The organism is Streptomyces sp. AN091965 (assembly GCF_022698285.1).
GTDB lineage: Bacteria > Actinomycetota > Actinomycetes > Streptomycetales > Streptomycetaceae > Streptomyces.
In genome coordinates this window covers 4,436,124-4,457,609 of the sequence record NZ_JALDMY010000001.1, presented here as the reverse complement: position 1 = coordinate 4,457,609, position 21,486 = coordinate 4,436,124, and the positions used below count along the sequence as shown (strand labels likewise).

Genomic DNA, 21,486 nt, shown 5'->3' with positions numbered 1-21,486 from the left:
TGGTACATGGTTCGGACAGTGGGTCCGGGCCTCGGTCGGTGTGGCGAAGCACGGCGAGTACGGCGAGTACGAGGAGGAATCGGTGGCGGGCGAGTACCCCGACAGTTCGAAGACGGTTTCTGGCGGGGGCGCCTCTGAGGACGACGCGGCCGCCTCGCCCCCCGCGCCCCCCTCGGAGGGTGCGGCCAACGGGGACGCGCGCCTGCGGAACGCGGTGGCGGCCTGGGTCGCCACGGCGGACACGAAGGCCGAGGGCGGCGAGGGCGAGAGCGGTTCTCCGGCCGGAGGTGACGTTTCCCCTGAGGCGGTGGACACCGCGGACGAGGGCGCCGCCGTCGCCGCGGACCGGGCCTCGGACGAGGCCGTGGCGGAGTCGGGGACGGCCTCCGGCGACGCGCCGGACGTGTCGGACGCGCCGAAGTCCGACACGGCCACGGCGGTGTTCCGGACCGACCGGTCGCGGGTCGAGACCTCTGGCGAGGGCGCGGACGACAGCGCCGACGAGGGCGCGGCGGACTCGGAGGAGACCTCCGGCGACGCGCCGGACCCGTCTGACGCGCCGAAGTCCGACACGGCCACCGCCGTGTTCCGGACCGACCGGTCGCGGGTCGAGACCTCTGGTGACGGTGGTGCCGACGCGGGTGAGCCGCCCGCCGACAAGGCGACCGCGGTGTTCAAGGCCGTGCCGTCGTGGGCGAAGAAGGACGAGGCCGAGGACGCCGCCGCCACCGCGGACGCCGAGCCGGAGGCCGACGCGGACTCCGACACCGGGTCCGGGTCCGCGTCCGGTAAGCGCCCCGTGGACCAGGCGACGGCGGTGTTCAAGGCCGTCGTACCGGACGGGGACGCCCAGACGGACTCCCGGACGGACGCCAAGCCGGGCGACGCGAAGGCGGGCAAGGGCAAGGCGGGCGAGGACAAGGCGGCCGCCGCCGACCCGCGTACCTCGCGGGACGCCAAGTCCGACGACGCGAAGTCAGGCGAAGCCGGCAAGGGCGGCGCGGCCGGGCCGGGCGCCGCCAAGCCCGATGCAGCCAAGCCCGGCGGCACCAGGCCCGAAGGTGCCAAGTCCGGCGACTCCAAGGCGGACGAAGCCAAGCCGGGCGACGCCAAGCCGGAAGGCTCCAAGCCCGGCGAAGACAAGCCCGTGGACCAGGCCACCGCCGTCTTCAAGGCCGTCAAGCCCACCGGCCCCGGTACCGGCTCCGGCGGTGTCGACCAGCCCACCACCATGCTCAAGCTCGGTGACGTCAAGCCCGGGCAGGGCCCGGCGAAGGGCAAGGGCGAGAAGCCCGAGGCCGAGTCCGAGCGGACCAGCAAGTTCGTCGCGCTGAAGCCGCTCGACGAGCCGCGCGCCACGCCCGAGCGGAAGGCGCCGCCGCAGGGCGCGCCCAAGGCCCCGGCCGCCTCCGCCGCGGCCCCGGCCGCTCCCGCGCAGGCGCCCAAGCCGGAGCCCGCGGAGCGGACCACCCAGCAGCCGCTGCCGCCCAAGCCGCCGCTCGACCTGCTCGCCGAGCTGACGAACACGCCGCCGCCTCCGGAGACTCCGACCCGCACCCTCGTGCGGCGGTTCAAGATCTGGACGCCGCTCGTGCTGCTCCTGGCGATTGTGTTTGCAGTCGTACAGGCCGTACGTCCGCTCCCGGACGCGAAGCTCAGCATGACCGCCAAGGAGACGTTCTCCTTCGGCGGCGGCAAGCCCTCGATCCCTTGGCCCGAGGACGGCCAGGCGGCCATGGACGTCGACGGCATCGGCACCTTCGGCACCTCGGGCAAGCCGAAGCCCGTGCCGATCGCGAGCATCGCGAAGGTGATGACGACGTATCTGATCCTGCGCGACCACCCCATCAAGAAGGGGACGGAGGGCAAGACGCTCACCGTCGACGCCCAGGCGCAGCGCCACTACGAGAAGGGCAAGCCGGAGAACGAGTCCGTGGTCAAGGTGACCGAGGGCCAGAAGATCTCCCAGTACGAGGCCCTCCAGGCCGTCATGCTGCCGTCCGCCAACAACGTCGCGCGGATGCTCGCGCGCTGGGACAGCGGCGGTGACGAGAAGAAGTTCGTGGCCAAGATGAACAAGACGGCCAAGGAACTCGGCATGAAGAACACCCACTACACGGACCCCAGCGGCCTCGACAAGACCACCGTGTCGACCGCCGAGGACCTGGTGAAGCTCGGCCGGGTGGCGATGGAGAACCCGACGTTCAAGGAGATCGCCCGCCAGCCGAAGTACGAGGACGTCAACGGCGACGAGCAGAAGAACTACTTCGGCCTCGTCCCGACGGTCGCCATCGGCATCAAGACCGGCACCACCACGGCCGCGGGCGGCAACATCCTCTTCGCCGCGGAGAAGCGGGTCGGCGGCAAGACCCAGGTGATCATCGGCGCGGCCCTCGCCCAGTTCGGCAAGCCGGGCGTGGCCAACATCGACCAGGTCACGAACGTCGTGAAGGACCTGATCGGCGCGGGTCAGGACGCGCTCACGGCGAAGACGGTGGTGAAGAAGGGCACGGTCGTCGGCCACGTCGACGACGGCCTCGGCGGCGAGACGCCGGTCGTCACCACCAAGGACGTCACGGCCGTCGGCTGGTCCGGTCTGACCGCGAAGCTGGAGCTCACCGACGGCGGCAAGAAGGTCCCGCACACGGCGAAGAAGGGCACGAAGGTCGGCGTCCTGTCCGTGGGCGACGGCACCAACGGCGCCATCAAGGTGCCGGTGGCCCTGGAGAAGGACCTCGCGGAGCCGGGCCTCGGCGCGAAGCTCACGCGGATCGGCTGACGGAAGCGCGGGAGCGCGAGCAGAAGGGGTGGGGGCGAGCCGTAAGGCCCGTCCCCACCCCTTCGTCGTACCGCGGGTCAGCAGCGCCGATCAGTACCGCGGGTCAGTACCGCGGGTCAGTCCTTCTCGTTCTCGGGCGCGCAGCGCGGCTGCGGACCCGAGGGGCCGCTGTAGTTCGAGCCGATGCGCACGTCGCCGGGCTTGGTGACGGTCAGGCGCGTGAAGTCGCCGTCCTTGCGCAGGCAGGCGCCCTCGGCCCACAGCCACGGCGAGTAGGCGACGCGGACGATGACGGAGCCGGGCCGCGACATGCGGACGGTCATGTTGGCGCCGTCGGCGGCGACCAGGGTGCCGGGCTTGTCGACGAGCGGCACCGGGTCCTTGACCCGGTAGATCCGCCAGTTGTCGTCGTGCCAGACCTCCTTGAGGTAGCTGGGCCCGCTGGTCACGAGGTTGTGCTCGCGCTCGGCGGCGCCGTCCGGCACGCTGTCGCCCTTGTAGAGCACCACGAAGCCGACGGCCCACTGGTTCAGCCACTGGCGGTAGGAGGCGGAGGAGAAGGCGCCCTCCTTCACCTCGGAGACCGGGCGGCCCTCGTAGAAGAGGCGGCCGCGCTCGACGTCGGCCTGGCGGTTCCAGCCGCGCGCCATGTTGATGTACGGCGACAGGACGGCGGCCTCGCGGTGGTCGCGGGCCGGGACGACCTCGACGCGGGTGCGGTCGGCACCGAGCCGCTTGAGCTCCTTGACGACGCCGTCGGTCTCCACGGCCCAGGTGGGCACCTTCGTGTACGCCACTATGTCGGAGGTCGTCTTGATCGACACCCAGATGAGGGACAGGGCGACGGCGCTGATGAGCAGGGCGTGCCGCCAGATCAGGGCGGGCCTGCCGTTGGGCTTGAGCAGCCGTCCGCGCGGGAAGTCGCGGTTCAGGACGGCGGCGAGCACTATGGCCGGGGCCGCGAGCTCCGCGAGCCGCTCGACGTTCGTGCCGATCGGCGTGGGGATGATCCAGGTCAGCACGACGCCGACCGCGTACACGGCGGCACCGAGCTTCAGCAGCCGCCAGGCGGGCGGCGCGGCCAGGATGACGACCAGGCAGAGCAGCACCGGCGGGAAGATCCGGACGAACGCCATCGGCTGCTCGCCCTCGAAGGGGAACAGCCAGGTCGTGAGGCCGACGACGGCGAACGGCGGCAGGATCAGGGCGAGCGCCTTGCCCCACTCCCGCGACAGCAGGTAGGCGGCGCCCACCACGACGATGAACAGGCCCGCCACCGGGCTGCCCATGGCCGCCAGCGCCGCGCAGGCCACGGCGGCCGCGAGCCTGCCGCGGCCGACCTTCCCGGAGGCGGCGAGGACGGCCCCGACGCCGAAGGCCACGCCCAGCATGAAGGTGGCGCGCCCGCACACCACCTGGCACCACAGGGAGAAGCCGACGATGATCGCGGGCCACAGGGGTCTGCGGATGCCGACGCGCGTGATGAGCGCGACGGCCATCCAGGTCGAGGCGAGGCCCGAGACCATCGCCACGGTCCGCACGCCGAAGGCCGCCATGAGGTACGGCGAGATGACGCTGTAGTTGGCGGTGTGCACCCCGCCGTACCAGAAGAGCCCGTACGCCGAGCCCGGGTAGCGCCGGACGAAGCCGGCCCAGGCCTGCTGGGCCGCGAGGTCGCCGCCGCCCGTCGCGAAGACCGTCCACCACAGCGCGTAGAGCGGCAGTAGACCCAGCGTGATCATCAGCGGCAAGCGGTAGCGCCAGTACCAGGGCTCCCTCATGTCACTCCCCTGATGGGTCCGGGAGAGTGTCGGCGGAGACAGTTCGGCAGAGGCCACGGGCGGCGATCCGTTCGGCTGGCGGGGTCAACTCCTTCGGAGTAGACGCTAACCGCTGCGGAATGGTTGGCGGACAGCGACCCCGGGGCCAGGTATCCGTCAGTATGCGACCGATCGCGGACGGTCGCAGTACATCCACGTCAGAGGCGCCCCGGCCCGTGCGGGAGCGGGCGGAGGGGCCTTTTCGAGGCGGCGCCGACGGCCTCTGTATTTGCGCACGTGTATTTGCTCACAGAGGGTGTGCGGAGGTGTGCGGAGCGGCTGTCAGCGCACCGGGAACGCCACGTCGCACACCTCGTCCTCGGGCCCGGCCGTGTCCCAGTCCGCGAAGTACACCTCCCGGCACGGCCCGGTGCAGACGAGCCCCTCGCGGGTGATCCACTCCTCCACGGCGTCGAACGCGGCGAGGATCTGCGGATAGACCACCTGCGCCTTGGTGATGCGGACGTACGCCATCCGGTACGCGGGCTCCACCCGGGCCGTGAGGCCCTGGGCCCGGCCCCGCTCCTTGACCCAGGCGCGGGCCGCGTCCAGGTCGGCGACGGGCACGCAGGCCTCGGCGGGCCCGTCGCTCTCCTCGCTGACGTCGGAGTGGTAGATCACGAACGGCGACCCGGTGATCCCGCTGCACTCCTCGGCGGCGGCCCGCTCCAGACGGCCGAGCGAGGTGCCGATCCACACCGGCAGCTCGTCGCTGACCAGGTGCCGGGTCTCGCTGAGGACGGGGGTGTCGGGCACCTCGACGATCTTGACCTCGAACGTTCCTTGCACCGCGGTACTCCTTCCGGACAGTCGGCCGCGGAGGTATCCCACCAGGGTGCGCTGGGCGGCGTGCCGCTCCTCGACGCCCGCCCAGTAGCCGTCGAGCGCCGACGCGGCCCGCTCGCCGTCGAGCCGGACCACCGCCGCGATGTCCGCGAGCGGCATGTCCAGACGCCGCAGGAGCGCGACGGTCCTGGCCTGCTCGACCTGCTCGGGCAGGTAGGAGCGGTATCCGGTCGCCGCGTCCACGTGCGCGGGCGTGAGCAGACCCAGCCGGTCGTAGAGCCGCAGCGCCTTCGCCGAGAGCCGGGTGCGGCGGGCGAAGGTGCCGATGCTCAGCAGACCGGCGGGTCTGCCGGAGCAGTCGCCGCGGTCGCTGTCGGTGCTGTCGGTGCTGTCAGGGCGGTCGGTGCGGTCGGTGCGGTCCATGGGGGAATCCTCGATGACCGTGTGAGGGTCAGGGGGTGTCCGGGGCGGACGCCCCGGCCCGGCCGACTCTGGACCCTGCCCCAGGGGCAAGGTCAATGCCGCGAAGCGCGTCCGTCCAGACGCGCTCCACCAGGGCGTTCCCGTATCGCGACCCCTTGCCGCCGACGCCCGACAGCGGCTGGAGCAGCGGGTCGCCCTTGCGCATCCGGAACAGCGTGACGGCCGTGGACACCTCGGGTGTGTACCCGGCGAACCAGGCGGACCGCAGCCGGTCCCGGTCGGTGGTGCGGCCCGCCGCGACCGGGCGGCCGCGCGTGCTGGACACCCGGCCCAGGCTGTCGGTCGCCGCCCCGCGCAGCGCGCCGTCGACCTGCCCCGCGACCCGGGAGTCCAGGGCCCGCCGGGTGGGCGGCCGCTCCAGGCCCTCGATCTTCTCGCCGTCCTTCGTCACGGAGGTCACCGAGTACGGGTCGTGCTGGAGCCCGCCGCGCGCCAGCGTGCCGTACGCGCCCGCGAGCCGGATGGCGCTCGGCGTGGAGGTGCCGATGGCGAACATGTCCTCCTTCGGGCCCATGCTGGCGGGCAGCATCCCCGCGTCCACGGCCACGGCCCGCATCCGGTGCCAGCCGACCTGCTTGCCCAGGTGCAGATAGGTGGCGTGGCCGCCCTCGATCAGGGCCTGGCGCGGGGTCATCCCGGTGGCGCCCTTGCCGGTGTCGACGCCGTCCTGGAGGGCGGCGGCCAGGACGAACGGCTTGAACGCCGAGCCCGCGGGGACGCCGGAGGTGTCGGCGTTGTTGCTGAAGTGCCGGGTGGCGTCGGCGCCGCCGTACAGGGCGAGCACGGCCCCGTCCGAGGTCCGCACCGAAGCCGCGCCGATCTCCACACCGCGGTCCTGTTCGCGCTTCTCGGGGGCGAGGTCGCGGCGGGCCACGGCCTGCGCGGCCCGGGCGAGCTGCCGCACCCGGCGCTCGTCGAAGGTGGTGCGGATGCGGTAGCCGCCGCGGGCCAGGTCCTTGTCGGTGAGGCCGGTGCGCTGGCGGACGTACTTGTTGGCGATGTCGACGAGGTATCCGGCCTGCCCGTTGTGGGCGTTGAGGCTGGTGGAGCGCGAGCGCGCGAGCGGCTCGGGGAACGTGCGGTACCGCGCGCGCTCGGCCTTGCCCATCCGCCCGACCTCCACCTGCCGGTCCAGGATCCAGGCCCAGCGCGCCTTCGCCCGGCGGTGGTGGGCCGCGCTCACCGACGGGTCGTACAGCTCGGCGCCCTTCAACAGGGCGGCGAGGAAGGCGCCCTGGCTGGGGTTCAGCTTCCGCGCGGGGATGCCGTAGTAGGCGTGCGCGGCGGCCTCGATGCCGTACGCGCCGCGACCGAACCAGCTGCTGTTCAAGTACCCCTGGAGGATCTCGTCCTTGCTCTTGCTCCGGTCCACCTTCAGGGAGATGACGAACTCCCTGACCTTGCGCGTCACCGTCTGGTCCTGCGAGAGGTAGGTGTTCTTCACGTACTGCTGCGTGATGGTGGAGCCGCCCTGGGTGTCGCCGCCGCTCGCCATGCTCCCCACGGCCCGCAGCAGGCCCTTGGGGGAGACGCCCGAGTCGCTGTAGAAGCTGGCGTTCTCCGCGGCGATGGCGGCGTTGCGGACCGCCACGGGCACCTCGTCCAGCGGGACGTTCTGCCGGTTGACGTCCCCGGTGCTGACCATCTGCGTGCCGTCGGCCCAGTAGTACACGTTGGCCTCCTGCTGCGCCGCCGCGTTCTCGTCGGGGATGTCGACGGCCGCGTAGACGTAGGCGAAGAGCCCGCCGATGGCACCGCCGCACAGGCCGAACGCGCTGAGCCACTGCCGCCAGGAGGGCAGCCAGCGGCGCACCCCCCGCCGGCCGCGCCGCGGATAGTCGATGAGCCGGCGCCGCCGCCGGTCCTTGGCGCTGCGCGCCGAGTGTGTGCCCATGCTTGAGGAGAAGTGAAAAACCTGTGTGAGGTTGATCGTCAAGCTGTCAGCTCTTCGTAACAAGCCGCAGGTCAGGGCGTGTTGGCAACAAACGGACGAATGGCGTCCGATCGGGCGAGCCGGTTTCTGCCCCCTGCCGCGCGGGTGGGTGCCGGGTCTCTCCAGACCCCGGCCGGATGCGGGGAGTTACGGTGGGAGTGACCTCGTCGGACTGATCAAGGGGGAGCCGTGGGCGGCGCTGGGGCGGACCGGAGGAGCGGACGGCGGCCGTGGGGCGCCCTGGGCGCGAGCGCCGCGCCCCTGCTTCTGCTCCTCGCGCTGCCGCTCGCGGCGGCCCACCGGCTCCCCGACCGCCTTGCCACGCACTGGAGCGGCGGCTCCGCGCGCCCCGACGACTCGATGCCGCTGTGGGCGGCGACGCTGTTCCCCGCGCTGATCTGGACGGTCCTCGCCGGGGGCACGCTGCTCGCGGGCCGCCGGGCGGACACCTGGCGCGCGGCGGTGCTGCTGCCCACGGGCGTGGCCCTCGTCGGCGGGCAGGCGGCGATCGTCCGGGCCAATGTGGACCACGCGGACTGGCACGACGCGGAATCGGCGCCCCTGTGGGGCGTTGCCGTGGCGGTGGCCGCCGTGGCGGCCGCGGGCCTGGGGGTGCTGCTCGCCCGCCGCCGACTGCCGGACGCCCCGGCGCGGGCCGCCGCCCCGCACGCGGAGCTCGCGCCCGGCGAGCCCGTCGACTGGGTGTCCCGCACGTCGAGCCCCTGGACGCACGCGCTCGCCGCGGTCTTCGGCGCGGTGGCGGTGGCCGCGGCCGTGGTGACGGTGGCCGGGCTCACCGACCCGCTCTGGCCGCTGGCCGCGCCCTTCGCCCTGGTCGCCGTCACCTGCCTGGCCTGCGCCTCCGTCGAGGCGGCCGTCACCGACGAGGGCCTGCGGGTCACGTTCGGCCCGCTCGGCTGGCCCGTGCGCCGCTGGGCGCCGGAGTCCATCGAGACCGCGTACGCGGAGCACCGCACGCCCGGCCAGGTCGGCGGCTGGGGCTACCGCCTGAGCGGCCTCGGCACGACGGTGATGCTGCGCGGCGGGGAGTGCCTGGTCGTACGGGCCGAGGGGAAGGCCTTCGCGGTGTCGGTGGACGACGCGGAGCGCGGCGCGGCGCTCCTGAACGCGCTGAACGCGCCGGGCGCGCGCCCGGCGCCGGGCGCGCGCAACCCCTGACGGCACCGCAGGCACCCTTGACAGGGTGCGTACTGCTTCGCCAGGTTTGAGCCGCGTCGGAACGGTTGGAGGACCGTCCGCCGGAGGGGCATGACGCGCACAGTGCCATGGGGGATTTGGGGGGAGGGGTCGCCCGTGCGATCCGTCAGGAAGGCTCCGCGCGCCCCGGGAATCCGGGCCGGGGCCGAGGGGATCCAGGCCGGGGCCGAGGGACTCCGGACCGGTTCCGGAGTGCCGCCGCCCGCGGCCCGAGGCGCCGCCCCCGCGCGGCACCGCCCCCGCGTCCAGCGCGTCGCCCGCGAGGCCGCACCGGCGCAGAAGGGCGGTTGATCGACGTGGACATCGAGATCCACAGACCCGAGAAGCTGACCGACTCCCTGCGCGCGGCCTGGTACCGGGCCATGGACGAGTCGCCCGACTACGCCAACCCCTTCCTGGCCCCGCAGTTCGCGGTCGGCATCGGCGGGCACCGGGGCGGGGCGCGGGTCGCGGTCCTGCGCGAGGCCGGCGAGGCCGTCGGCTTCTTCCCGTACGAGCGCAACGCCGTCGGCGTGGGCCGGGCCGTCGGCCTCGGCCTGTCCGACTGCCAGGCCCTCGTGCACCGCCCCGGAGTCACCTGGAACGCCCAGGAGCTGCTGCGCGCCTGCCGGCTCTCCGCCTTCGAGTTCGACCACCTGGTGGAGGAGCAGAAGCCCTTCGGCCGGTACGTCACGGGGATGTTCGACTCGCCCGTGATCGACCTGAAGGACGGCGACGACGACGTCGGCTACCCCGAGTGGCTGCGCGGCGCGTACCCGGGCATCGCCAAGACGACCCTGAAGAAGGAGCGCCGCCTGGGGCGCGACGCGGGCGAGATGCGCTTCGTCTTCGACGAGCGCGACCCCGAGCCGCTGCGCCAGCTCATGCGCTGGAAGTCCGCCCAATACCGCAGGACGGGGCGCATGGACCGCTTCGCGCGGCCCTGGATAGTCGACCTGGTGCGGCACTTCTCCCAGGTCAGGGACGAGCACTTCACCGGCGTCCTCTCCGTCCTGTACGCGGGCGACCGCCCGGTGGCCGCGCACTTCGGGCCGCGGTCGCGCACGGTCTTCGCGTGCTGGTTCACCGCGTACGACCCCGACTTCCGCTACTACTCGCCCGGCCTGATCATGCATCTGCGCCTGGCCGAGGCGGCGCGCAGGGACGGGGTGCGGCTCATGGACCTGGGGCGCGGCGACAAGGAGTACAAGGACTGGCTCAAGACGCGCGAGCTGCGCGTCGGCGAGGGCTTCGCGACGCGCCCGCATCCGGTGGCCGCGGCGTACCGCCTGTGGCGCAGACCGGTGCGCGGGCTGCGGAACACGGTCCTGGCCCACCCCCGCCTCCGGGACCCGGCGGACCGCCTCCTGAAGACGGCGGGCGCCCTGCGCACGGGCACGCCGCCGGAGACCCGGCGGAGCCCCGAACGAAACGCACCCCAGGCATCTCAAGCACCCCAGGCACCCCAGGCACCTCCTCAGCGCGATCCCCAACAGGCTCCTCAGCAGGCTCCTCGACGAAAGAGGTGACGATGCCGTACGGCTCACGGCTCGCCGCGACGATGACGCGGCGACTGGGACGCGAATGCGTCTACACGCCCTCGGCACGCCTGGCCCTCTACCTCGCGCTGCGGCGCTGGTGCAGGCCCGGCGCCCGGGTGCTGATGTCGCCGGTGAACGACGACGTGATCCTCTTCGTCGTCCTCGCGGCGGGCCTGCGCCCGGTGCAGGCCCCGGTCTCCCCCTGGACGGGGAACATCGACCCGGCCGCCGTGCCCGACGCCACCTGGGCCTCCGTGGACGCGGTCCTCACCACGAACCTCTACGGCATGCCCGACCGCGTCGTCGAACTCAAGGCGCGCTGCGACGAACTGGGCATCCCGCTCTTCGAGGACGCCGCCCACGCGATCGGCACGCACGTGGACGGACGGCCCGTCGGCACCTTCGGGAAGGCGGCGGCCTTCAGCCTGTCCAAGCACGTGGCGGGGATGGCGGGCGGATTCCTCGCCGTCGAGGACGCGCGGACCCGCCGCGAGCTCGAAGTGCTCCGCGACGACCTGCTGGTCCCCGGCCGCCTGCGCGAGGACGTGTACACGACCGTGCGCCCCCTCGCGCGTTCGGCCGTACGCGGACTGCACCTGGTGCGCCCGGTGTGGCGCACCCTCCAGCGCCTCGGCCTCCTCGAACGCGACTCCTTCCGCATGCCCCTGCACGCGCCCCGCCTCTCCGGCTGCGCGCACCGGGCGCCGAACCTGTCCGCGTACGAGCCGTGGGTCCGGGTGGACCTGCACGGCTACCGGGCCCGCCACGGGGCTCTGGTGCGGGGGCAGTTGGGGCTGCGCATGGCCGGGCTCGACGCCGGGCTCACCCGGCGCAGGGCGGGGGTCGCCGAGCTCTCGGGGACCATCTGGGCCACGCCGGAGCTCCGCGCCCGCGCCACCGACGACGGCCCTCCGGCCCTCTTCCGGGCGCCCCTCCTGGTCCGCGACCGCGACGCGCTCGTCGACCGCCTCGTCCGGCGCGGCGTGGTCTGCGGCTACATCTACGACCCGCCGCTCGACGACTACGCGGGCGCCGAGTTCGTCGACCCGTCCCCCGACCCGACGGCCGCCCGCTGGTTCGCCTCCCACGTCCTGCCCGCCGACCCGCTCCTCGCCCACCACATCGCCACGGCCCTCACCAGGGAATCCGCCGCCCCGGCCCGCTACCCGACCCCGACCCCGACGAGGGCACGCCCCGCGCCCGCGATCAACTGAGGCCCTGACCGGGCGATATGGCCGCGCCGGGGGCTCGGCGCGTCACGCGTCCTCCGGGGCGGCCAGTTCCTGGAGGCGTTCGGCGATGTCGTCCGCCCACGCCTGGGCCCATCGGCGGAGGGCGTCGACGGCCCGGGCGTCGAGGCCGCAGGAGGCGAACTCCCCGTCGTCGATCCACTCCGTGCCGCCCAGGCGGGCGTGGAGGTCGGTGAGGTCGAAGGCGTCGCGGGCGTGCCGACGGCCGAGTTCCTCCAGCTCGACGCGGCTCCAGCGGTCCGCGGCGGCCCGGACGTCGACGAGGTCGCGGGCGAGGCCGCGGTCGGCGAGGGCCCGCACCTTGGTGCCGACCGTGTCCTCCAGGGACAGCACGAGCCCGTACGCGCTCAGTACCGGCGGCCGCCAGAAGGCCTCCTTCTGGACGTGGATCTCGCACTCACCCCCGCCGGCCGGATCGGCCACGGCCATCCGCGCGGACAGCGGATCCGTCTCCCACCCCCACACGTCCCACCCGCGCCCCTCGATCCCCGTACACACCAGAGCGACGATGCCGTCCATCCCCTCAGGACTCTCGGTGGCGAACTCGAGCGCCCCACCGAACTCCCCGACGAGCCCGTGCGCCCGCACGGCACCCCCACCCGCGAGCACGAGCGGGTACGAGGCCCCCGCCTCCAACACATCGACGACGAGCCGGAGCCGCGGCTCGGCCGGGCTCATACGAGGCCTGCAAGGCGCTGCCGCGCGGCGTCCAGCGCGGCGTCCCACGGGCGGTCCGTCGCCGCCTCGGGGACGAAGGCGTCCTCGCCGTGCAGCACCGTGACCCCTTGCTCCCGCAACTCTCCTACGCTCCGCTCCAGTTGCCGATGCCGGGCGTACGCAGCGCTGACGCACGGCACCGTCACCGTCGGAACGCCCTTGCCGATGGCCTCGGCGGCGACCCCCACCACGAAGTCCTGAGTGAGCCCGAGGGCCCAGGAGTTGATGCTGTCGAAGGTGGCGGGCGCGAAGAGGATCACATCGGCCCCGGGCCAGACGTCCGGTTCACTCGGGAGCCTGTACTCGCTGCGCACGGGATGCCCGGTCAGCACGGCGAGCCCGTCGAGGCTCTCGCGCAGCCAGTGGGCCGCCGTCGGCGTCAGCCCGAGACAGACGTCCCACCCATCGGCCTGCGCCGCCTCGATCACCTTCGCCACGTCGAAGAGCGGCGGCGCGGCCGAGCCGAACAAGTACAGAGTCGGAGGGGTCATACACCCATCCCACCCCGACCTACGGATCAGGCGCAACAGGCCCTGCGGCCCCATGCGTGCCCGCCCCCGTACCGGCCCCCGGCACGCGCAAGGGCACCCCAGGCGGATGCCCTCGCTCACGGCCGCAGCGGGGCGCACGGCGGCCCGGGGCTGGGGGCGGGGGACATGCTGTCAGCGTAGGCGGTGACAGCCGCCACGGTCTTACGAGCCGCTCTGCCGCCTGTGTAGGTGCAGCGCGGCGAGGGCAGCGTCCCAGGGGAAGCCTTCCGGGTTGCCCTGCTTCGGCGGGTGCGGCTCGTACCCGTCGGGGCCGTCGAGGTACAGCACGCCCTGCTCACGCAGTGCCGCGATGCTGTGCGCTACCGCTGGCTGCGCTCCCTGCGCCTGGTTGAAGTACGGCATGGCCGCGACGGGCACCCCCATGTGCACTCCTTCAGAGACGAGGCCGAGGGCCAGCGTGTCCGCGATCCCCGCGCCCCACTTGTTCAGGCTCGTGCAGGACAGCGGTGCCACGAGCATGGCGTCCGCCTTCGGGAGCGCATCGCTTTCGCCGGGAAGCTTGTACTGCGAGCGCACCGGGTGCCCCGTGAGTTCGGCCAGTTCGTCGAGGCGGCCGTCCCACCACCGGGCCGCAGCGGGCGTGAAGATCACACAGGTGTCCCACCCTGCGGCCTGCGCGCTGGAGACTCCGCGGTCGATGTGCTGGGTCGGGCCTGCGGCGCAGGCGATCAAGTAGAGAACCGGCTTCGTCATGCCGGGAGTCCACACCGCTGTGCCAGCGCACGCAACTGCGCGCCGGGATTCGGCGTCCTGTCCACCACGTCCTTGACGAGGCTCACCGCGTCGGGCCTGGCTTCGACCTCCTCCGGCGCCAGTTCGTCCGCCGCGAGCAGTTCCTTCGCCGCATTGTCCTTCTGCCGTGTCAAGAGCGAAGCGCGTGCCATCGCAACGTGATGTCCCGCCTGCCGCTCCCGCGTCATCCGGTGCACGGCGTTCTCGTCCAAGTCGTCGGCGGCTTCGAGCGCCGACCAGCCGTCTTCAAATCGGATGAGCATGTCGACTCTGTGCAAGCCGACGTTGGTCGGGCCGAACATCGTCCAGTCCTCGTTCAGGTCCGCGCCCTGCCTGTCGGCGACGTCCTCGGCCTCGTCCAGGAAGCCCGTGGCCGCGCGCACTCGCGCGGTGGTGCGGTTCTCAGAGGACGAAGCCAGAGCGGCGGAGAGGTACAGCATGCCCAGCGTTGATAGGCCGAGCGGGCCTTGAGCGGTCAGGTCCCCCGCCAAGCGCCGGGCTGCCGACATGGCAAACTCCACCGCGATCTCTGGGCGCTGTTGGTACACCAGGCTCTTGGCCACGCGCCGCGACGCGGCCCCGATGTGTACCGGGTCGCCGGACGCTTCTGCCGCAGCGAGCGCCCGGTCGGCGGCGAGCGCGGCCTGAATCGCCGTCGTCTCCCCGTACTTGTGCAGGTACGAGGTCACCAACTGGTACACCCGGGACAGCACGGCCTGAGCTTCGGACTGCCGGTCTACCGGGGCGCGGTGCACCGCCTTGGCTGCACCGACGACGAGCGCGGGGAGCTCCCTGCCAAGGGTGGCGTAGTGGCACGCTTGAAAGGCCTCGCAGCAGTAGACGAGCCTGCGCTGCAGGACCGCAAGCGGGGGTGGGTCAGCCGAGTCCAGGCTCTTGTGGAGAGCGTCAACGACCCCAAGAGCATCGCTGGGCGGAGCGCTGCCCGCAGGTGGCTCGGGCGGCCGGTCGGTCAAGAGTTGCTCCAGGGGGATGCGCAGGACCTCGGCCGCGCGCACCAGCACCGACAGGCGTGGGTCCTGCTGACGTTTCCCGCCTTCGAGATCCTGCACCCACCGCTTCGTCTGCCCCATGAGGCGACCGAACTCGGGTTGCGTGAGTCGGCGCCGATCCCGCCAGTAGGCGATGCGTCGGCCGATGCGGGAAGTGTCCATGAGCGAGCTCCCGGATAGGGCACGCACTGTGCGTGCCCACCCCTGTTGTACCCGGCTCTACGGTGCGTTGACCGGCGATCACCGATTGTCGGCACGCTCCTGACGGGCGCACCGAACCAGTGGGAGGCAGGGGTACATCGTGGATGGGAACCTCAGAGCCGTATCGCAGTGGCTGGCAGAGGCCGACCCGCGGCCGGGCAAAGTGCGGGCGGAGTGGGAGAAGCACGGCATAGCGCTCCTCCCGCTCGGCCGCCGCTTCGACGCGATCCGCGTCCCGGCCGAACGCATCCACGCCGCAGCGGGCAGCGACCAGCCGGGCGCTGTGGCGACGGTCCTGCGGGCCTGGCTCGATGGGCCGGTGTTCCGGGACTTCCGGAGCAGCATGGGCCCGTACTACGTGCTCATCGCGCCCGGCGCCGACTGGGACGGCCCGGCCGAGCGGCTCACCACCGACACGTACCTCGGCTTCCCGCGCCCCGGCCACGCGACGACGCTCTCCCGCTGGGTGGTCCGGCCCCCGCACCCCGGCGCCCTGTGCGACCCCCAGCACGTGCGCACGCTGCTCGCCACGGCGACCGCTTCCCTCCGGGCGGTGGGGCGATGAGGGCCGCCGACCTGCCTTTGTTCGAGCGGCAGGCCGAGACCGCGTACCGGCTCTACCTGGATCACCTGCAGGTCTGCCGTCGGTGCGGCCTGAGCCGGACAGGGCGGCGGTGCGCGGAGGGCCTGTACCTGAATGGAGATGTGCGGGCCACGCGGGCGGCGGTGCGTCTGTACGAGCGCGGGAGGGCCAGCTGATGCGTGACGTGACCGAGGCCCTGCGCTTGGCCGTAGTGCCTGCCCTCAGCGCGCTCTGCGCAGAGCAGCGGTCCGGCGCCGTGTGCGTGTGGTGCCCGCGCGCGCTGCCGCCCGGCGAAGGCGTCACCCTCAGCCCCGACGGCCGCCTGCGCGCCTGCGTGCCCTGCCACATGGTCCAGGCCCGGGTCCTTGCCACGTACCTCGACTGGTACGACCACGGCATCGCGTGCCTGTACTGCCCCCTCGGCCCCTGCGGCCGCGGCCACGTCCTCGCAGCCGAGCACCTGGCGGCGCGGGAGCGGGCGGGCAAGCCGGAGCTGTCGTGCGTGGGCTGCCGGACGCCCGTCGCGCCCGGCGATCCGGTCCGCCCGCATCTGTGGCAGGGCCTGGGCGGGCCGGTGTACAGCTACCTCCACGCCCGCGCCTGCCCGCGGTAGGCGGCCGGTCAGGGGGGAGGTCGGCGAGTGCTACGTCCAAGACGCGCGCGACGCGCAGCCGCAGGGGGGCGTCAGAGGGCCAACAAAAAGGCCCAGGTTCGGAGTTCATACCCCGTGACCTGGGCCTTTGGCCGTCTGACCTGGTGCCCCCGGCAGGATTCGAACCTGCGACACCCGCTTTAGGAGAGCGGTGCTCTATCCCCTGAGCTACGAAGGCGTGCCGTCCGTGAGGGCGGCTTTGGACAGGGTAGCCGATGGGGGGCCGGGGGCGCCCGGAGGGAGCGGGGTGGGGCTGGGGGACGGGCGCGGGCGGCGCGGCCTCGCCGTGATGGGCGCGGGGGCGGGTGGGGGCGTGGCTACTGTCCGGTGATGGACCTGCACTGATCGTGTGCGTCACGATGGCACCCCCGGTGATGGCGGAAGAGGTGGTCTCGGTGGCTCGGGCGTCGCGGGTCGTGGTGGTCGGGGGCGGGGTCATGGGGGCCTCCGTGGCCTTTCACCTCGCCGAGGCGGGCGTGCGGGACGTCGTGGTCGTGGAGCGGGGCGCGCTCGGGGGCGGCAGTTCCGGCAAGCCGGTCGGTGGGGTGCGGGCGCAGTTCTCCGACCCGGTGAACATCGCCCTGGGCGCCCGCAGCCTGCGGGCCTTCCGCGACTTCGCGGCGCGGCCCGGCGGCGACATCCGCCTGGAGACGGTGGGCTATCTGTTCCTGCTCGACCGGCCGGAGGACGTCGACGCCTTCGAGGAGAGCGTCCGCGTACAGGAGCGGATGGGGGTGCGCGGCCGGATCGTCGGGCCGCGGGAGGCGCACGAGCTGTGCCCGTACGTCAGGACCGAGGGGCTGCTCGCCGCCGCGTACTCGCCCGACGACGGGCACGCCCGGCCCGGCGCCGTCGTCGCCGGGTACGCGCGGGCCGCCGCCGCGGCCGGGGTCTCCTTCGTCACCGGGACCTCCGTGACCGGGATGGACGTGACCGGCGGGCGCGTCACCGCCGTGCGGACCGACCGCGGGGTGGTCACCTGCGACGCCGTGGTGTGCGCCGCGGGCGCCTGGTCCGCGGGGGTCGGCGCGATGGCCGGGGTGCCGCTGCCGGTGCGGCCGCTGCGGCGGCAGATCGCGTTCACCGCCCCGCTCCTGCCGCCCCCGCCCCGCACCCCGTTCACCATCGACTTCTCCTCCACGGCGTACTTCCACACCAGCGACCAGGGGCTGCTGTTCGGGCTCGCCGACCCGGGGCAGGAGGAAGGTTTCGACACGACGTGGACCGAGGAGTGGCTGGAGCTGTTCCGGGCCGTGATGCGGCGGCGCGCGCCCGACCTCGCGGACCTCGACGTCGTGGGCGGCTGGGCCGGGCTCTACGAGGTCACGCCCGACCGCAACGCCCTGATCGGGCGGTCCCGCGCCGTGCCCAACTTCCTGTACGCCACCGGGTTCTCCGGGCACGGCTTCCTCCAGGCCCCGGCCGTCGGCGAGGTCGTACGCGATCTGTATCTGGAGCGCGAGCCGTGCGTGGACGTGTCGTCCCTGAGCGCCGAGCGGTTCCGGGTCGGCGCGGGCGGCAGGCCGGAGGCGCACGTGGTGTGACCCCTCCAGCAGGTACCGCCGAGAGGAGCCCCATGACCTCCCCGTACGCCCCCTGGCAGCTCCGTGCCGCCTTCGCCGCGCGGCTCTCCGACATGTACGGGCGCGAAGTGCCCGCGTACACCACCCTCGTCGACGTCACCCGCGCGGTGAACGAGGACGTCCTGCGCGAGCGCGGCGCCGCCGCCGAGCGGCTCGGGTCCATCGGACGGGTCACGGCCGAGCGGCACGGCGCGATCCGGGTCGGTACTCCGGCCGAACTCGGCCAGGTGGCGCGGGTCTTCGGGGCGCTCGGGATGCGGCCGGTCGGGTTCTACGACCTGCGCGAGGCCGCCGCGAGCGCCGTGCCCGTGGTGTCCACCGCCTTCCGGCCCGTCGACGCGGACGAGCTGGCCCGGAACCCGTTCCGGGTGTTCACCTCGCTGCTGACCCCCGCCGACCCGCGGTTCTTCGACGAAGGGCTGCGCAAGCGCCTTGAGGGCTTCCTCGCCGCGCGCGAGCTGTTCCCGCCCGAGCTGCTCGCGCTCGCCGACCGGGCCGAGGCCGAGGGCGGGCTCGCCGGGGCCGACGCCGAGCGGTTCCTGGGACTCGCCGTCGCCGCCTTCGAGTTGTCGCGCGAGCCGATCGACAAGGGGTGGTACGAGGAGCTGGAGCGGGTCTCCGCCGTGGCCGCCGACATCGGCGGCGTACGCGGCACGCACATCAACCACCTCACGCCCCGCGTCCTCGACATCGACGAGCTGTACCGCAGGATGACCGCTCGCGGCGTCCGGATGATCGACACCGTGCAGGGGCCGCCCGCGTGGGACGGGCCCGACGTGCTGCTGCGGCAGACGTCGTTCCGGGCGCTCGACGAGCCGCGCGCGCTGCGCCTGGCCGACGGCAGCGTCACCAGCGGGGTGCTGCGGGTGCGGTTCGGGGAGGTGGAGGCCCGGGGGATCGCCCTCACGCGGGCGGGGCGCGCCCTGTACGACGAGCTCCTCACCCGCGTCGACGAGCTCCTCGCCGGTGGCGGCGACCGCCTCGCCGGTGGCGGCGACCGCCTCGCCCATGGTGACCGGCGCGGCCCCGCCACCCCGGCCGAGCGCGCGGACGCCGCCCGCGCGGTGTGGTCGGCCGCGCTGCCCCGCACCGAGCACGAGCTGGCCGCACGGGGGCTCGGCCACTTCACGTACCACGTGGTGGCGGACCGGCCCCGCGACGGCGCCCCGCCGCCCACGGCGCTCGGCGACCTCCTCGACGCGGGGTGGGTGCGGGCCGAGCCCCTCGTGTACGAGGACTTCCTGCCCCGCTCCGCCGCCGGGATCTTCCAGTCGAACCTGGAGGCGGCCGGGGTACGGGACGACGCCCGGGAAGGGGCCGCGTACGACAGCGCCTGGCTGTCGGGGGCCATGGGCCGCGAGGTCCTGGATCCGTTCGGCCTGTACGAGGCGCGGCAGCGGGCTTCTCTGGCCGTGGTCGCGCGGCAGCTCCGCATCCCCGGCCCTGGTGCCCCCGCTGGGGGCTGCGCCCCCTAGACCCCCGCATCGCGCTGCGCGCCCGTCCTCAAACGCCGGACGGGCTTGATGGTCGCCGGCCGCATTCCGTCGAAACGCCCTCTCCGAAGGAGTCCCGTGTCGCCCACCCTCCCCACCACCGAATCCCTCCGCCACCGCGCCCGCGCCGCGCTCTCCCGCGTCGGCGCCGAGATCCCCGAGGGCCGGGGGTGTCAGGCCCGTACGCCGATCACCGGTGAGGGCCTTTTCGCGCTCGCCGGGGCCGGGCCCGCCGCCGTCGACGAGGCCGTCGCCGCCGCGCACGAGGCGTTCCTCCAGTGGCGGGCGGTGCCGCCGCCGCGCCGAGGGGAACTGGTGCGCCGCCTGGGCGAGTTGCTGCGGGCGCACCAGGAGGACGTCGCCGATCTGATCACCATCGAGGCGGGCAAGATCCGCTCGGAGGCGCTCGGCGAGGTCCAGGAGATGATCGACATCTGCGACTTCGCGGTGGGCCTCTCGCGCCAGCTGTACGGGCGGACCATCGCCTCCGAGCGGCCGGGGCACCGGCTCGCGGAGACCTGGCACCCGCTCGGGGTCGTCGGGGTGATCTCCGCGTTCAACTTCCCGGCGGCCGTCTGGTCCTGGAACACCGCCGTCGCCCTGGCCTGCGGCGACACCGTGGTGTGGAAGCCGTCCGAGCTGACGCCGCTGGTCTCGCTCGCGTGCGCGCGGCTGCTGGACCGGGCCGCCGACGACGTGGGCGCCCCGGCCGGAGTGCACCGGCTGCTGCTCGGCGACCGGGCCGTGGGGGAGCGGCTCGTGGACGATCCGCGGGTGGCGCTCGTCAGCGCCACCGGGTCCACGCGCATGGGCCGCGAGGTCGGGCCGAGGGTCGCCGCCCGCTTCGGGCGCTCGCTGCTCGAACTCGGCGGCAACAACGCCGCCGTGGTCGCGCCCTCCACGGACCTCGACCTCGCCGTGCGGAGCGTCGTGTTCGCCGCGGCGGGCACGGCGGGCCAGCGGTGCACCACGCTGCGCCGCCTCATCGTGCACGAGGACGTGGTGGACGCGCTGGTGGGGCGGCTCGCGGGGGCGTACCGGAAGCTGCCCGTCGGGAACCCCTTCGACGCGTCGACGCTCGTCGGTCCGCTGGTCTCACCGGCCGCGCTCGACCGCATGCAGGAGGCGCTCGCCCGCGCCCAGGCGGAGGGCGGCAAGGTCCTCGCGGGCGGTCAGCGGCGCCTGGCCGACATCGCGCCCGACGCGGCGTACGTGGAGCCCGTCCTGGTGCGCGTGGGCGTGCAGACGGGCGTGGTGCGGGAGGAGACCTTCGCGCCGATCCTGTACGTGCTGACGTACGGCGACTTCGAGGAGGCGATCGCGCTGCACAACGACGTGCCGCAGGGGCTCTCGTCGAGCGTCTTCACGCGCGACCAGCGCGAGGCCGAGCTGTTCCTGTCCGCCGAGGGCTCCGACTGCGGCATCGTGAACGTCAACATCGGCACGTCGGGCGCGGAGATCGGCGGGGCCTTCGGCGGCGAGAAGGAGACCGGCGGCGGGCGCGAGTCCGGGTCCGACGCGTGGCGCGCGTACATGCGGTCCGCCACGAACACCGTCAACTACTCGGGAGGGCTCGCGCTCGCGCAGAACGTGAGCTTCCTCTGACCGGCGGACCTGCCGGTTCCGCCGGTTCCGCCGGTCCCGTCAGGCGCCCGGCGCCCGGTCCGCCGGCCGGACGTCCGGCCCGGTCAGGTCGCGGACGTAGGTGATCCCGGGGCGGCCGTCGAGGACGGTCTCCCCGGTGGGCACGAAGCCGGTGCGGGCGAGCACGGCCTGCGAGCCGGGGTTGTCGGTGGTGGTCCCGGCCCGCAGCGACGTCAGGCCGTACTCGGTGGCGGCGAGGACGCACACCTGCCGCACCGCCGACGTGGCGAGCCCTTGGGAGGTGGCCTTCTTGGCGATGCGGTAGCCCAGTTCGGCCGAGCCGTCCGCCACGTCGACCAGGTTGACCCGGCCGAGGATCTCGCCGTCGCCGCCGACCACGACGTGGAAGTGGCAGGCCCCCGTCTCCTGTTCGGCGAGCAGCGCGCGGTGGCGCTCGTCGAACGCGGCGAAGTAGGCGTCGCCGCGGTCCGGGACCGCGGCGGCGAAGTAGGCGCGGTTCTCCCGCTCGAAGGCGAGCAGGGCCGGGGCGTGGTCTGCGCGCAGGCGCTGGAGTTCGGGCATGGGCCAACC

17 protein-coding genes and 1 tRNA gene are annotated in these 21,486 nt (G+C 73.6%); 9 read left to right on the top strand and 9 right to left on the bottom strand.

Going from position 1 to position 21,486, the window contains the following annotated elements; all coding sequences use genetic code 11:
* Positions 1-40: 40 nt before the first annotated feature.
* Positions 41-2,779, top strand: a complete 2,739-nt coding sequence (locus tag MQV74_RS41185; protein WP_242719122.1) for a D-alanyl-D-alanine carboxypeptidase — start codon at positions 41-43, stop codon at positions 2,777-2,779.
* 116 nt (positions 2,780-2,895) lie between these two features.
* Here MQV74_RS41185 and MQV74_RS18620 read toward each other — a convergent pair whose 3' ends face one another.
* From MQV74_RS18620 to MQV74_RS18610, 3 genes are all read right to left on the bottom strand, one after another.
* A complete protein-coding gene (locus tag MQV74_RS18620; RefSeq protein ID WP_242719120.1) occupies positions 2,896-4,560 on the bottom strand; it encodes a hypothetical protein in 1,665 nt (554 codons plus the stop codon).
* Between the two features lie 321 nt (positions 4,561-4,881).
* Positions 4,882-5,808, bottom strand: coding sequence for a MerR family transcriptional regulator (locus tag MQV74_RS18615; RefSeq protein ID WP_242719118.1), 927 nt, complete (start codon positions 5,806-5,808; stop codon positions 4,882-4,884).
* A 28-nt stretch (positions 5,809-5,836) separates the two neighbouring features.
* Positions 5,837-7,762, bottom strand: a complete 1,926-nt coding sequence (locus tag MQV74_RS18610) for a transglycosylase domain-containing protein (RefSeq protein ID WP_242719116.1) — start codon at positions 7,760-7,762, stop codon at positions 5,837-5,839.
* Positions 7,763-7,990: 228 nt separating this feature from the next.
* Between MQV74_RS18610 and MQV74_RS18605 the strand changes: the two genes are divergently transcribed.
* From MQV74_RS18605 to MQV74_RS18595, 3 genes are all read left to right on the top strand, one after another.
* Positions 7,991-8,980, top strand: coding sequence for a DUF1648 domain-containing protein (locus MQV74_RS18605; RefSeq protein ID WP_242719114.1), 990 nt, complete (start codon positions 7,991-7,993; stop codon positions 8,978-8,980).
* Between the two features lie 335 nt (positions 8,981-9,315).
* The gene (locus tag MQV74_RS18600) at positions 9,316-10,527 is read left to right on the top strand and encodes a GNAT family N-acetyltransferase (RefSeq protein ID WP_242728821.1); all 1,212 of its coding nucleotides are present in this window, start codon (positions 9,316-9,318) and stop codon (positions 10,525-10,527) included.
* Positions 10,528-10,529: 2 nt separating this feature from the next.
* Positions 10,530-11,753: a DegT/DnrJ/EryC1/StrS family aminotransferase gene (locus MQV74_RS18595; protein WP_242719112.1), complete on the top strand. Its 1,224-nt coding sequence runs from the start codon at positions 10,530-10,532 to the stop codon at positions 11,751-11,753.
* A 42-nt stretch (positions 11,754-11,795) separates the two neighbouring features.
* On the opposite strand, the gene MQV74_RS18590 is transcribed toward MQV74_RS18595, so the two are convergent.
* From MQV74_RS18590 to MQV74_RS18575, 4 genes are all read right to left on the bottom strand, one after another.
* Positions 11,796-12,467 carry a nucleotidyl transferase AbiEii/AbiGii toxin family protein gene (locus MQV74_RS18590; RefSeq protein WP_242719110.1) on the bottom strand — a complete coding sequence of 224 codons (672 nt, stop codon included), beginning with the start codon at positions 12,465-12,467 and terminating at the stop codon, positions 11,796-11,798.
* Positions 12,464-12,997, bottom strand: a complete 534-nt coding sequence (locus MQV74_RS18585) for a flavoprotein (protein WP_242719108.1) — start codon at positions 12,995-12,997, stop codon at positions 12,464-12,466. The genes MQV74_RS18590 and MQV74_RS18585 overlap by 4 nt, the downstream gene beginning before the upstream one ends.
* A 201-nt stretch (positions 12,998-13,198) precedes the next feature.
* Entirely contained in the window at positions 13,199-13,750 is a 552-nt protein-coding gene (locus tag MQV74_RS18580) for a flavoprotein (RefSeq protein WP_242719106.1), read from the bottom strand.
* Positions 13,747-14,961, bottom strand: a complete 1,215-nt coding sequence (locus MQV74_RS18575; protein WP_242719104.1) for a helix-turn-helix domain-containing protein — start codon at positions 14,959-14,961, stop codon at positions 13,747-13,749. Before MQV74_RS18575 ends, MQV74_RS18580 begins: the two co-directional genes overlap by 4 nt.
* A gap of 139 nt (positions 14,962-15,100) precedes the next feature.
* On the opposite strand from MQV74_RS18575, the gene MQV74_RS18570 reads away from it, so the two are divergent.
* Both MQV74_RS18570 and MQV74_RS18565 read left to right on the top strand, forming a co-directional pair.
* Positions 15,101-15,565 (top strand): hypothetical protein, encoded by a 465-nt coding sequence (locus MQV74_RS18570; protein WP_242719102.1) that lies wholly within the window; start codon positions 15,101-15,103, stop codon positions 15,563-15,565.
* Positions 15,566-15,758: 193 nt separating this feature from the next.
* Positions 15,759-16,196, top strand: a complete 438-nt coding sequence (locus tag MQV74_RS18565) for a hypothetical protein (RefSeq protein ID WP_242719100.1) — start codon at positions 15,759-15,761, stop codon at positions 16,194-16,196.
* Positions 16,197-16,337: 141 nt separating this feature from the next.
* Here MQV74_RS18565 and MQV74_RS18560 read toward each other — a convergent pair.
* Positions 16,338-16,413, bottom strand: a tRNA-Arg gene (locus tag MQV74_RS18560).
* 181 nt (positions 16,414-16,594) lie between these two features.
* On the opposite strand from MQV74_RS18560, the gene MQV74_RS18555 reads away from it, so the two are divergent.
* The 3 genes from MQV74_RS18555 to amaB all read left to right on the top strand — a co-directional run bounded on the left by MQV74_RS18555 (position 16,595) and on the right by amaB (position 20,916).
* On the top strand, positions 16,595-17,779 hold the full coding sequence (locus MQV74_RS18555; RefSeq protein ID WP_242719098.1) for an NAD(P)/FAD-dependent oxidoreductase: 1,185 nt from the start codon (positions 16,595-16,597) through the stop codon (positions 17,777-17,779).
* 32 nt (positions 17,780-17,811) lie between these two features.
* Positions 17,812-19,293, top strand: a complete 1,482-nt coding sequence (gene hglS / locus MQV74_RS18550) for a 2-oxoadipate dioxygenase/decarboxylase (protein ID WP_242719096.1) — start codon at positions 17,812-17,814, stop codon at positions 19,291-19,293.
* Positions 19,294-19,389: 96 nt separating this feature from the next.
* Complete coding sequence (gene amaB, locus MQV74_RS18545; protein WP_242719094.1) at positions 19,390-20,916, top strand: L-piperidine-6-carboxylate dehydrogenase; 1,527 nt, start codon at positions 19,390-19,392, stop codon at positions 20,914-20,916.
* 39 nt (positions 20,917-20,955) lie between these two features.
* Here the strand turns inward: amaB and MQV74_RS18540 are convergent, their stop codons facing one another.
* Positions 20,956-21,477: a GNAT family N-acetyltransferase gene (locus MQV74_RS18540; RefSeq protein WP_242719092.1), complete on the bottom strand. Its 522-nt coding sequence runs from the start codon at positions 21,475-21,477 to the stop codon at positions 20,956-20,958.
* Between the last annotated feature and the right edge of the window lie 9 nt (positions 21,478-21,486).

Bases quoted from the DNA above. Each gene is read 5' to 3' on its own strand.
- MQV74_RS18585 (WP_242719108.1), bottom strand. From the start codon at position 12,997: ATGACCCCTCCGACTCTGTACTTGTTCGGCTCGGCCGCGCCGCCGCTC.
- MQV74_RS18595 (WP_242719112.1), top strand. From the start codon at position 10,530: ATGCCGTACGGCTCACGGCTCGCCGCGACGATGACGCGGCGACTGGGA.
- MQV74_RS18575 (WP_242719104.1), bottom strand. From the start codon at position 14,961: ATGGACACTTCCCGCATCGGCCGACGCATCGCCTACTGGCGGGATCGG.
- hglS (WP_242719096.1), top strand. From the start codon at position 17,812: ATGACCTCCCCGTACGCCCCCTGGCAGCTCCGTGCCGCCTTCGCCGCG.
- MQV74_RS18610 (WP_242719116.1), bottom strand. From the start codon at position 7,762: ATGGGCACACACTCGGCGCGCAGCGCCAAGGACCGGCGGCGGCGCCGG.
- MQV74_RS18555 (WP_242719098.1), top strand. From the start codon at position 16,595: ATGGCACCCCCGGTGATGGCGGAAGAGGTGGTCTCGGTGGCTCGGGCG.
- MQV74_RS18540 (WP_242719092.1), bottom strand. From the start codon at position 21,477: ATGCCCGAACTCCAGCGCCTGCGCGCAGACCACGCCCCGGCCCTGCTC.
- MQV74_RS18620 (WP_242719120.1), bottom strand. From the start codon at position 4,560: ATGAGGGAGCCCTGGTACTGGCGCTACCGCTTGCCGCTGATGATCACG.
- MQV74_RS18615 (WP_242719118.1), bottom strand. From the start codon at position 5,808: ATGGACCGCACCGACCGCACCGACCGCCCTGACAGCACCGACAGCACC.
- MQV74_RS18580 (WP_242719106.1), bottom strand. From the start codon at position 13,750: ATGACGAAGCCGGTTCTCTACTTGATCGCCTGCGCCGCAGGCCCGACC.
- MQV74_RS18565 (WP_242719100.1), top strand. From the start codon at position 15,759: ATGCGTGACGTGACCGAGGCCCTGCGCTTGGCCGTAGTGCCTGCCCTC.
- MQV74_RS18590 (WP_242719110.1), bottom strand. From the start codon at position 12,467: ATGAGCCCGGCCGAGCCGCGGCTCCGGCTCGTCGTCGATGTGTTGGAG.